The organism is Rhizobium sullae (genome assembly GCF_900169785.1).
Classification (GTDB): domain Bacteria; phylum Pseudomonadota; class Alphaproteobacteria; order Rhizobiales; family Rhizobiaceae; genus Rhizobium; species Rhizobium sullae.
Map to the genome: position 1 here is coordinate 48,741 of NZ_FWER01000012.1, position 11,150 is coordinate 59,890.

Consider the following 11,150-nt stretch of genomic DNA (forward strand, 5'->3'; position numbering starts at 1 on the left):
ATCGAGGACAGGATTCCCCATGACTGTTGTCAATATCATCGAAGAAGCGGAAACGCTGAACGCGAAACTTGCGACTCTGAGCCTGGCCGAACGATTGTCGTTTGTCGCCGGCCTTGGCGTAAGAGTCGTCTTCACGACGTCGCTTGGCATCGAAGACCAGGTGATCACCGCCGAGATCGGCAATCATCGCCTGCCGATCGACGTGGTGACGCTGCAGACCGGCCGCCTCTTCCCGGAGACGCTGGCGCTGATCGCCGAAACCGAAAGCCAGTACGACATTCACATTACCCGCTACGAGCCTGAGCAGGCCGATATCGATGCCTATGCGGCGAAATACGGCATGAACGGCTTTTATGAGAGCATCGAAGCCAGGCATGCCTGTTGTGGCGTGCGCAAGCTGAAGCCGCTTGCGCGGGCCTTAGCAGGCGCAACGATCTGGATCACCGGGCTGCGCCGCGGCCAGTCCGCCAACCGCGCTGAAACGCCTTTTGCGGAGTATGACGCCGAGCGGCATCTCCTGAAGATGAATCCGCTTGCCGACTGGGATATCGACACAATCAAGTCCTACGTCGCCGACAAGAGCGTGCCAGTCAATCCGCTGCATGCCCGCGGCTACCCTTCCATCGGCTGCGAGCCGTGCACGCGCGCCATCAAGCCCGGCGAGCCCGAACGTGCCGGGCGCTGGTGGTGGGAACAGGACGAAAAGCGCGAATGCGGCCTGCATGTTGCCGAAGAGGCGACGGCGGTTGCAGCGCAATAGTCTGGAAAGAGTGAGGGGCAAATGCCTCCCCACCAATGATCGAAAGTCTGGAGTAGGAAATGCCCAATAGCCGTCCGGATACGGAACTCAACAATCCGCAGAGCGCCAAGCCGCCGCTCGATCCGCACCTGAAGGCTCTGGAAAACGAGTCCATCCACATCTTCCGCGAGGTTGCGGCCGAGTTCGAGCGCCCGGTGATGCTCTATTCGATCGGCAAGGACTCGTCGGTTCTGCTGCATCTTGCCCGCAAGGCCTTCTATCCGGGCCGTGTCCCCTTCCCGCTGCTGCATGTGAACACCGGCTGGAAATTCCAGGAGATGATCGCGTTTCGCGACGAGACCGCGAAGAAGTACGATCTGGATCTGATCGAACACATCAACCCGCGCGGCGCCGCCGAAGGCATCACCCCCTTCAGCCATGGCTCTGCGACCTTTACCGACATCATGAAGACCGAAGGCCTGCGCCAGGCACTCGACGCCGGGCAGTTCGACGCCGCCTTCGGCGGTGCACGGCGCGACGAGGAGGCCAGCCGCGCCAAGGAGCGCATCTACTCCTTCCGCACGCCGGACCATCGCTGGGATCCGCGCAACCAGCGCCCCGAACTCTGGAACATCTACAACGGCCAGATCCGCAAGGGCGAAAGCGTGCGCGCCTTCCCGCTCTCCAACTGGACCGAAGTCGATATCTGGCGCTACATCCAGGCCGAAGACATTCCGCTGGTACCGCTCTACTACGCGAAGAGGCGCCCTTACGTCGAGCGCGACGGCATGATGATCCTCGCGGAAGACGCGCGGCTGGAACTGCTTCCCGGCGAAACCCGCCAGGAAGACATGATCCGCTTCCGCACCCTCGGCGATTTCCCGCTGACGGGTGCTATCCGCTCCACCGCCACCACCCTTGAAGATGTCATAGCGGAGTTGGAAATCGCAACCGTTTCCGAACGTCAGGGCCGCGCCATCGACCGCGATCAGTCCGGCTCCATGGAAAAGAAGAAGCGTGAAGGATATTTCTGAGATGACTGCAGCAGCACCTGCAACCGCCGTCGCCCTACCCGCCGCCGAGCCACTGAAGGCCACGCGCGACACGCGGCCGTTGCGCCTCATCACATGCGGCAGCGTCGACGACGGCAAATCCACGCTGATCGGCCGGCTGCTCTGGGACACCAAGGCCGTCAAGGAAGACCAGGCGGCGACGCTCCAACGCGATTCCACCGGCAAGCAGAATGATCTCGGCCTGCCCGACTTCGCACTGCTGCTGGATGGCCTCCAGGCCGAGCGCGAACAAGGCATCACCATCGACGTCGCCTATCGCTATTTCCAGACCGACAAGCGCGCCTTCATCGTCGCCGACACACCCGGCCATGAACAATACACCCGCAACATGGCAACCGGCGCCTCGACCGCCGATCTCGCCATCCTGCTCGTTGATGCCCGCATGGGAATTCTCGAGCAGACGCGTCGCCACGCCACCATCGCTTCCCTGCTCGGCATCAAGCAATTCGTGCTCGCCGTCAACAAGATCGACCTGACCGGCTACGACCGCGCAGGCTTCGAGAAGATCACGCATGACTTCAAGGAATTTGCGCTCTCGCTCGGCGTCAAGCAGATCGCAGCGATCCCGATGTCGGCGCTGAAGGGCGAAAACGTCGTCTATTCCGGCCAGGCCGCCATGCCCTGGTACACGGGGCCGACGCTGGTCGAGACGCTAGAGCTTGCCACGGTGCGTTCTTCGCAGACGGTCGGCTTCCGCCTCTCGGTGCAGCGTGTTTCGCGCCCCGGCGAAAGCTTCCGCGGCTATCAGGGCACGGTTGCCGGCGGCGCGGTGAAGCCGGGCGACAGCGTCATGATCCTGCCGTCCGGCATGGTCGCCAATGTCTCCAGGATCGTCACCTTCGACCTCGTGCGCAACGCGGCCGTCGCGGGCGACGCAATCACCCTCGTGCTCGACCGCCAGGTGGACGTCGCGCGCGGCGACATGATCGTCTCGATCGACAGCCAGCCGCAGGTCGGACTTGCCTTCGACGCGCAAATCGTGGCGCTGCAGCCCGAAGGCATCGAGGCCGGCAAGCGCTACTGGCTGAAGAGCGGCAGCCGCCGCCAGCGCGTCCAGGTTCAGCCGGTCAGCCAGTTGGAGCTGAAGACCGGCGCCTGGAACTCGGCCGAGCGGCTTTACATGAATGCGATCGGCAAGGTGCGCCTTGCCTTCGACGAAGCGGCGATCTTCGATCCCTACGAGCAGAATCGCTCCTCCGGCGCCTTCATTCTCATCGACCCCGATACCAACAACACGGTGGCCGGCGGCATGATAACCGGCAAGCGCTCGGAACTCGGCGGCCTCCACGCCGGCGACGCGCGCGTCATCCTCTCGCTGCCCGCCGACCTCGCCGAGCAGATCATGGCGAGTGAAGTCTTCGCCAACCGCCGCGACGAGGCGCACGTACACCGGATGACCGCTGCGGAAGCGGCGGAACTCTGGAAGAACGCCGCAAGCGATATCTGAGACTGAAGATGGGGCCGGAGGGCCCCTTTTTCTTGCCGTGTCGAGGCGCACTACGCATCCTGGCGCAAACAGATGGCTGCGCGCAGTGTGCGGCGCAAATACTCGTGCGGGATCAGGGAAAGTCGGGAAAAATCGGCTGGTCGGAGTGGAGTGATTCGAACACTCGACCCCCACGTCCCGAACGTGGTGCGCTACCAGACTGCGCTACACTCCGTGACCAGCGGCGCCTCTATAGACCGGCCCATCTTATTGCGCAAGCACCAAATTTCAAAACCGGCCGCATTTTCTGACAGAGGCGTGACAGGGCCGCGCGCGGCCCAAAACGTCAACAAAAAGCCACAGTCGCGGCAAATTTCGCAATCGCGAAGGCGGGGCAATTTTCTTTTGCAGGGTTCCGCGCTAAGGGGCTTTCGGGACAAGCGGAAACCGTTGGCTGACAGCGATTCCCGCCGTCGAATGCGCGACAAATTCAGGGACGATTAGATGAAACTCCGCACCATTGCCGCGGCCGGGCTTGCCATTGCGCTTGCCGGCTGCACGACCATTCCTTCTGCAGGCGATCCGATTTCCGCACGCTGGGTCGGCCAGTCGGCCGGCAAGTTCTTCGCCGCCTACGGTCCGCCGATCGCCGACACCGAAAACGGCTCGGCCACCGTCTACACTTGGAAGGGCGGCTACAAGAGGGTCCGCGTCCCGGCGAAATATGCCGAAGGCGAAAACGGCAAGCGCGGCAAGCAGATCGCGGCGACCCGCACGCTCTATCTACGCTGCCAGGCCGAAGTCATCACCGATTCCAGCTATACCATCCGCAGCATCCGCACCGTTGGCGACATCCCCGGCGAAAAAAGCAAGTCATATTGCGCGGAGTTTCTGGCACCGGCATAGTAAAGGACAGTGATGTGACAGGCATTGGTGTCTAGCGACAGGCGGCCTCTCGGCCGCCTGTCCTTTTAGGCCACCGGGATCAAAAGCAGCCTCCTATGTCTCGCGGCGGATATTTCGAAGCCGCCAGAGCAGATAAAAAGGGTCTTCTTTTACCGCGTCTCGTTTTCTCTAACGTCAGCTTGCTGCGTCGCTATCAAACCGAGGCTGCCTTGGGCCGGTTCCGTCAGCCGGAAAAGTGTTCCGGAAGCGATTTTTTCAATCCGCCTAAGTGAGTGATTACAAACGAAAATAAAGCAGTGGCTGGGGCGCCAGGATTCGAACCTGGGAATGCCGGTACCAAAAACCGGTGCCTTACCGCTTGGCGACGCCCCACCAGCTTGAGAGCGGAAACCCGCTTGCCGAAGCGAGGCCTGATTAGCAAAGGTCCGGCTGCCTCACAATCACTAACTTGCGCTTACGGCATATTTCTGTGCGCTTCTTCCGGCGCCGTGCTAGGTCTTGTCCCGCCCCGCCATAGTCTCAGGAGAGATGATGAGCCAGTACCGTGCCCGCCCGCCTGCAGTTGCCACGCTCCTTCTCGACGATGCCGTGGTGCGCATCACGCGCTGGGATTTCGAGCCGGGTGCGGATACTGGCGTGCATACCCACGGCTTCGGCTATGTCGTCGTGCCGATGACCGATTGCAAATTTCTGCTCGAGGATGCGGACGGCAGCCGGCGCGTCGACATCGCCAACGGTGCCGCCTACCGGCGCGAGGCGGGCGTAGAGCACAATGTCGTCAATGCCGGAAGCGAGCCGATGTCCTTCATCGAGATAGAATACAAGTAAGCCATGCCGAGCCCGACATTCGATCTTGCCTTCGAGCCTCACTATGGCCGCGCGGTGGATGTGGCGCCGGGGGTCCAGCGCGTCACGGCCAACAATCCGAGCCCCTTCACCTTCCACGGCACGAACAGCTATATCCTCGGAACCTCGTCCGTCGCGGTCATCGATCCGGGGCCGGAGAACGAGGCGCATTTTGAGGCGCTGATTAAGGCGCTCAAGGGCCGGGCGGTCACGCATATTGTCATCACCCATACACATCGCGACCACTCGCCGCTTGCCGCACGGCTAAAGCGGGAGACCGGCGCCGTTACCGTCGGCGAAGGACCGCACAGGGCAGCGCGGCCGCTCCATGACGGCGAGGTGAATCCCTTTGCCGAAAGCTCCGATACGCATTTCGTGCCGGATATCGCAATCGGCGACGGCGAGACCATCGAGGAGGACGGCTGGGCGCTGACGGCGGTGCTGACACCCGGGCACGCCGCAAACCACGCGGCCTTTTCGCTCGACGGCACCGGCATCCTCTTTTCCGGCGACCACGTCATGGCCTGGGCGACGTCCATCGTGGCGCCGCCGGACGGTTCGATGGCCGACTACATGGCCTCGCTCGACAAACTGATTTCGCGCCGCGACCACCTGCTTTTCCCGGGCCATGGCGGGCCGGTGAAACGCCCCGTCTCCTTCATGCGGGCGCTGAAGACGCACCGCCGCATGCGCGAGCGCGCGGTGATGGAGCGCATCAAAGCCGGCGACCGGCTGGTTCCCGACATGGTGAGGGTGATCTACCGCGACACCGACCCAAGGCTGCACGGCGCGGCAGCACTCTCCGTCTTCGCGCATCTCGAGGACCTGGTGGAACGCGGGATCGTGCAGACGGACGGACCGCCTTCGCTCTTCGGGGGGTATCAACTGGTGGCTGGGGCGGACGATGAACCGAAATGACTACAGCTATTGGCACGATGCGGCTGTTCCGGCCTTTCCGGACGACAAGCCGCTCATCATCTTCGACGGCGAATGCGTCTTCTGTTCCGGCGGGGTGAAAGTTGCGCTGAAGCATGACAGGCGCAACGCTACTGCTTCCTCGCTGCGCAATCAGCGCTCGGCGCAGCACTTTACCGCCACTACGACCTGGACGAGCGGGACTACGAGACGAACATCCTGATCGAAGACGGCCGCCCGCATTTCAAATCCGAGGGTTCGATCCGCTTAACATCTTCCCCGCCGTGAAGGACGAGGATTTTCAGGGGCGGCTTTAGGCCGCCCTTTCGAGTCCTCGGCTCCCGCGAGAAGTCTCCGACGCCGCCGATGGCCGTGTTCCAGCCAGGAGTATGTTGCCCGCCGCGTTGACGTCGGCGTGGTCTGCGCCAGGCTGCGGTTTGTCGTGCGCGGCTGGCGATTTTTCGGCATTCCCCTGCCTCTGGTGCTGGCGCCCGGCGGCGATACCTACGAGGAGGAGCGCGAAGGCCGGTCCATTTTCATGTGGAAGTCGGCGGACCCCTTACCGGGCTGATCGTGCGCTATGCCGGATGGCTGGAGAAAGAAGGCGGCTGAGGCCTGTTCTTACCCCGCGATGCCCAGCAGTTCCATATCGAGGGCTTCGAGATAGCGGTCGGCGATTTCGGCGCTGAGGCCGAGGTCGTGCTGGCCGTAGCGGGAGGCGACGCGGATGTCGACGAAGGTGGTTTCGGCTTCTTCGCGCAGCCGGATGACGACGTCGAAGTGCAGGCCGAGGATAAGCGTGCGGGCTTCACCCTGCAGCGTCACGCCGTTTGCGCTGCGGATGAGCTCTGCGACATCGTCCTCATAAGGCCGCGGCGTGGGAACGGGGACCTGATCGGGCGCTTCGGCGACAGCATTGCCATCAGGCGCTGGCCTTGCCGGCGCATCCTCGAGATCGCGGACCGGTTCGCCTTCGCCGGCACTTCTGGTGATCGTGATGCCATCCAGCTTCGCCACTTTCCTGACGGCTTCGAGCACCCGGTCGATCGCGCCTTCATAACGCCGGCCAGTTAGTTCCGGATAGGCGGCAAGCTGCTGTTCGCGCTCTTGCGGCGTGACGTCGGGATTGCGCTTCATCCAGATCTGATCGGCATGTGGCGGCGAAAGCCAGTCGGGCGCGGAAACGACGTCCGTCGACACGTCGTAGATCGCCGGCAGCGTGAAATAGCGCTCAGCGGCAAATCCGCCGAAGCCCAAGGGAAGGATCGCAAAGATCAGCGCTTTCAGCGCATCGAGGCCGGCTTCGGCTCCTCGCACCCAGAGGCTTCTGAGGCCGACGGCCGCAAGCAGGGCGGCCAGCATGGCAAAGCCGATGGAAACGAGAAGCAGTAGCACGAGATAGGGCGTGGCGAGCCCGCCGAAGCGATGGGCGACGAGCACCGCGACCCAAAGGACGAACGCAAACGCCCCGAAGCGCCGCGCGAAGCGGGCCGAATTGGAAACGGGGCGGTCAAAGCGGATGGCCATCAAACTTACCAGTTATGCGCAGGCGCATACCGCCTGCGAGGGCGCAATAAGCGCCCACACTTGTTTATGGCAAGATTCGCCTAAATTGAAACTGTTGTCTCCGCGCAAGGGCCGCAATCCACCAAAAGGCTGTTATGGCTTTCATAAGCGACATCTGATATGTCACTAAAAAGACAGCTCCAGCGGATTTGTGGACAACAGGACGGATCAGGAGTAACGCGATGCTTTCATCGGAAACACCCGAAAGACCGCAAGTATCATCGCTTGGCGCAAGCGATCCATCCGAGGCCTTCCTGCCGATGGAGCTTCTCGAGCTCGAGCTTTCGCTCGAAGGCTATGACGGCGGGGAAGAAGGCTTCTGCGAGGCGGTGCGCGCAGCTGCCGCCAATGCAAATGGCGAATTCCTGTTCGATCTTCCGGCAGCCGGGCTGATCGAGGATTGCCGGCGCCTCGCCGTTTTGCGCATCCCTTCGGTGAGTTCCGAAATGCGTGTCGTGCTTGCCGTTCTTGATCGCGATGGCTCCGAAATCCGCGTGCAGGCGCCGGATGAGGAGACAGAACATCTCGTGCAGTTCGCCGATGCCTTCATCGAAGTGCTGGAACGAATCTGATCTCAACCGCGTTCTTCGATGTTTGTTGACGTGAGCCGGCAAATCGCCTCTTGTCTGGCGACCGGCTCATGCATCGGAGAATGTGCTATGCGTCTTTCCGCTCTTTCCCTGCCCCTCGCCGCAATCGCCATCGGCCTTTCGGCCTGCCAGAGCCTCACGCCGGAAGAACGGCGGGCTGCCGACGAGCGGCAGTGCCTCGGCTACGGCTTCAAGCGCGGCACCAATGCCTTTGCCACCTGCCTGCAGCGCATCGATCTCGACAGGCGCGCCGACGCGCGAGCATTTCGCCTGCAGGCGGACGAGAACTTCGACGATTTCACCCGGCCGATCTACTATCCGCGCTATTACCGCCGCTGAGCAGCACCTATGACCGCCTGCGCCGCCGCCAGCCGCGCAATCGGTACGCGGAACGGAGAACAGGATACATAATCGAGGCCGATCTCCTCACAGAAATGGATCGAGGCCGGATCGCCGCCATGTTCGCCGCAGATGCCGAGCTTCATGTCGTTGCGCGTGCGCCTGCCGCGCTCGGCAGCGATGCTGATCAGCTCGCCGACGCCATCGAAATCCAGCGAGATGAAGGGATCGTGCTCGATGATGCCTTTGCGCTGGTAGGTCGGGATGAAGGCAGAGGCGTCGTCGCGCGAGATGCCAAAGGTCGTCTGCGTCAGGTCGTTGGTGCCGAAGGAGAAGAATTCGGCCGCCTCAGCGATCTTGTGCGCACGAAGGGCCGCACGCGGCAGCTCGATCATGGTACCGACAAGATAATCGATCGTCATGGCCGCTTCTGCCATCACATCCCTGGCGATCGCGTCGATCCGTTCCTTGACGTAATCCAATTCCGAACGCAGGCCGACGAGCGGCACCATGATTTCCGGCACGACAGGCGCACCCGTTTCCTGGGCGGCTGCAACGGCCGCCTCGAAGATGGCGCGCGCTTGCATCTCGACGATTTCGGGATGGGAAATGGCAAGCCGGCAGCCGCGGTGGCCGAGCATCGGGTTGAATTCGTGCAGCGCGTCGACGCGCTGGCGAAGTGAGGCAGCCTCCATGCCCATGGCGGCGGCGACATCCGCGATCTCTTCCTCGGTTTTCGGCAGGAATTCGTGGAGCGGCGGGTCGAGCAGGCGGATCGTGACCGGGAGACCGTGCATGACGCTGAAGAGGCCTGTGAAATCCAGCCGCTGCATCGGCAGCAGCTTGTCGAGCGCCGCACGTCTTCCCTCCTCGTTTTCGGCGAGGATCATCTCGCGCATGGCATGGATGCGCTCGCCTTCGAAGAACATGTGCTCGGTGCGGCAGAGGCCGATCCCTTCGGCGCCGAAGGCACGCGCAGCGCGTGCGTCGGCGGGGGTATCGGCATTGGTACGCACGGCCATGCGACGGGCCCTGTCGGCCCAGCTCATGATGCGGCCGAAATCGCCTGAAAGCTCCGGCTGGATCATCGGCACCTCGCCCTTCAGCACCTGCCCGGCCGAGCCGTCGATGGTGATGATGTCGCCCTTCTTCAGCGTCACGCCGACGCCGATGAGGCGCTCGTTGCGCAGATCGATGCGCATGGTTCCGGCACCGACCACGCAGGGGATGCCCATGCCGCGGGCGACCACTGCCGCGTGGCTGGTCATGCCGCCGCGCGTGGTGAGGATGCCTTCTGCGGCATGCATGCCGTGGATATCCTCCGGGCTGGTTTCGACGCGGAGCAGAATGACCTTGCGGCCCTCCTCCTCCGCCACGACGGCCTCTTCGGCGGTAAAGACGATCGCGCCGGTCGCCGCCCCCGGTGAAGCCGGCAATCCGGTGCCGATCACTTGGCGGTCGACGCGCGGGTCGATCGTCGGGTGCAGAAGCTGGTCGAGCGTCGACGGCTCGATGCGCATCACCGCCTGCTCTTCGGTGATCAGCTTTTCGTCCACCATATCGACGGCGATCTTCATCGCCGCCTTTGTCGAGCGTTTGCCGGAGCGCGTCTGCAGCATCCAGAGCGTGCCGCGCTCGATGGTGAATTCGATGTCCTGCATGTCGCGATAATGCGCTTCGAGCTTGGTGCAAATGCGGGTGAGTTCCTCGAAAGCCTCCGGCATTAGCTTTTCCAGCGACGGGCGCTCGGAGCCGGAGTTGATTCGGCCCTCCTCGGTGATGCTTTGGGGCGTGCGGATACCGGCAACCACATCTTCGCCCTGCGCATTCACAAGGAATTCGCCGTAGAGGGACTTCTCGCCGGTCGACGGGTTGCGCGTGAAAGCAACGCCGGTTGCCGAGGCATTGCCGAGATTGCCGAAGACCATGGCCTGGACGTTGACGGCCGTACCCCAGGCTCCCGGAATGTTGTGGAGCTGGCGATAGGTGACGGCGCGTGCGCTCATCCAGCTTGCGAAGACGCCGCCGATGGCACCCCAGAGCTGCTCCTCGGGATCCTGCGGGAACTCCTCACCGAGCTCCTCCTCGATCAATTCCTTATATAGCGAAACGACATGCTGCCAGTCAGTGGCAGCCAGCTCGGTCTCGAACTCATGGCCGAGACGGGCCTTTTCGTCCTCCAGAATTTCCTCGAAAATCTCGTGATCGAGGCCCATGACGACATCCGCATACATCTGGATGAAGCGGCGGTAGCTGTCCCAGGCGAACCGCGCGTCGCCCGCGTCATGTCCAAGCGCCTGCACGGTTTCGTCGTTGAGGCCGAGATTGAGAACCGTATCCATCATGCCCGGCATGGAAACGCGGGCACCGGAGCGGACGGACAAGAGCAGCGGCCGGTCTTTTGCGCCGAACTGCCGGCCGGTCGCTTTCTCGATCGTCTCCAGTCCGCGGCGGATCTCGTCCTTCAGGACGGCATTGATCCGCTTGCCAAGCTCGTAATAAGCGGCGCAGGCATCGGCGACGATGGTGAAGCCCGGCGGCACTGGCAGGCCCAGGCTGCACATCTCGGCCAGATTGGCGCCCTTGCCGCCCAAAACGTCATGGTCCCGTGCGCGACCTTCCGCCTGCCCGTTGCCGAACGTATAGACCAGTTTGGTCATCTTCCCCCCGATATCAAAATCAGGACCAGCTTATTCCCTTGGTCCTGAAATGAAAATCGACAAATACGGCGAAATGTTGCACCGCACAAT

At 62.6% G+C, this 11,150-nt stretch carries 10 protein-coding genes, 2 tRNA genes and 2 pseudogenes; 10 read left to right on the forward strand and 4 right to left on the reverse strand.

The features are described 5' to 3' along the window. The first annotated feature begins 19 nt into the window (after positions 1–19). Genes BN1800_RS12400 through cysN form a run of 3 tightly spaced genes read left to right on the forward strand, consistent with a single transcriptional unit; the run spans position 20 to position 3,259 of the window. Positions 20–760 carry a phosphoadenylyl-sulfate reductase gene (locus BN1800_RS12400; RefSeq protein WP_086997845.1) on the forward strand — a complete coding sequence of 247 codons (741 nt, stop codon included), beginning with the start codon at positions 20–22 and terminating at the stop codon, positions 758–760. Positions 761–819: 59 nt separating this feature from the next. Then, the gene (gene cysD / locus BN1800_RS12405) at positions 820–1,773 is read left to right on the forward strand and encodes a sulfate adenylyltransferase subunit CysD (protein ID WP_086997848.1); all 954 of its coding nucleotides are present in this window, start codon (positions 820–822) and stop codon (positions 1,771–1,773) included. A gap of 1 nt (position 1,774) precedes the next feature. Beyond that, positions 1,775–3,259: a sulfate adenylyltransferase subunit CysN gene (gene cysN, locus BN1800_RS12410; protein WP_086997851.1), complete on the forward strand. Its 1,485-nt coding sequence runs from the start codon at positions 1,775–1,777 to the stop codon at positions 3,257–3,259. A gap of 137 nt (positions 3,260–3,396) precedes the next feature. Here the strand turns inward: cysN and BN1800_RS12415 are convergent. Then, a tRNA-Pro gene (locus BN1800_RS12415) sits at positions 3,397–3,473 on the reverse strand. 269 nt (positions 3,474–3,742) lie between these two features. On the opposite strand from BN1800_RS12415, the gene BN1800_RS12420 reads away from it, so the two are divergent. Beyond that, positions 3,743–4,144 carry a hypothetical protein gene (locus BN1800_RS12420; protein ID WP_027507669.1) on the forward strand — a complete coding sequence of 134 codons (402 nt, stop codon included), beginning with the start codon at positions 3,743–3,745 and terminating at the stop codon, positions 4,142–4,144. Between the two features lie 297 nt (positions 4,145–4,441). Here BN1800_RS12420 and BN1800_RS12425 read toward each other — a convergent pair. Next, positions 4,442–4,516, reverse strand: a tRNA-Gln gene (locus BN1800_RS12425). 159 nt (positions 4,517–4,675) lie between these two features. Between BN1800_RS12425 and BN1800_RS12430 the strand changes: the two genes are divergently transcribed. The 4 genes and pseudogenes from BN1800_RS12430 to BN1800_RS42330 form a co-directional block, all read left to right on the forward strand. Then, positions 4,676–4,972: a cupin domain-containing protein gene (locus BN1800_RS12430; protein WP_027507670.1), complete on the forward strand. Its 297-nt coding sequence runs from the start codon at positions 4,676–4,678 to the stop codon at positions 4,970–4,972. A gap of 3 nt (positions 4,973–4,975) precedes the next feature. Beyond that, positions 4,976–5,908, forward strand: a complete 933-nt coding sequence (locus BN1800_RS12435; protein ID WP_027507671.1) for an MBL fold metallo-hydrolase — start codon at positions 4,976–4,978, stop codon at positions 5,906–5,908. Further along, positions 5,895–6,181, forward strand: a pseudogene (locus BN1800_RS12440) (thiol-disulfide oxidoreductase DCC family protein); the annotation flags it as partial. The gene BN1800_RS12435 and the pseudogene BN1800_RS12440, both read left to right, overlap by 14 nt. 151 nt (positions 6,182–6,332) lie before the next feature. Beyond that, a pseudogene (locus BN1800_RS42330) lies at positions 6,333–6,517 on the forward strand (DUF4166 domain-containing protein); the annotation flags it as partial. A gap of 9 nt (positions 6,518–6,526) precedes the next feature. Here BN1800_RS42330 and BN1800_RS12450 read toward each other — a convergent pair. Next, entirely contained in the window at positions 6,527–7,432 is a 906-nt protein-coding gene (locus BN1800_RS12450; protein WP_086997855.1) for a DUF1499 domain-containing protein, read from the reverse strand. A gap of 221 nt (positions 7,433–7,653) precedes the next feature. Between BN1800_RS12450 and BN1800_RS12455 the strand changes: the two genes are divergently transcribed. Together BN1800_RS12455 and BN1800_RS12460 are read left to right on the forward strand one after the other, a co-directional pair. Next, complete coding sequence (locus BN1800_RS12455) at positions 7,654–8,043, forward strand: hypothetical protein (protein ID WP_027507674.1); 390 nt, start codon at positions 7,654–7,656, stop codon at positions 8,041–8,043. 87 nt (positions 8,044–8,130) lie between these two features. Continuing rightward, a complete protein-coding gene (locus tag BN1800_RS12460; RefSeq protein ID WP_037140672.1) occupies positions 8,131–8,400 on the forward strand; it encodes a hypothetical protein in 270 nt (89 codons plus the stop codon). Here the strand turns inward: BN1800_RS12460 and ppdK are convergent. Next, entirely contained in the window at positions 8,388–11,060 is a 2,673-nt protein-coding gene (gene ppdK, locus BN1800_RS12465; RefSeq protein WP_086997858.1) for a pyruvate, phosphate dikinase, read from the reverse strand. The genes BN1800_RS12460 and ppdK overlap by 13 nt on opposite strands. Between the last annotated feature and the right edge of the window lie 90 nt (positions 11,061–11,150).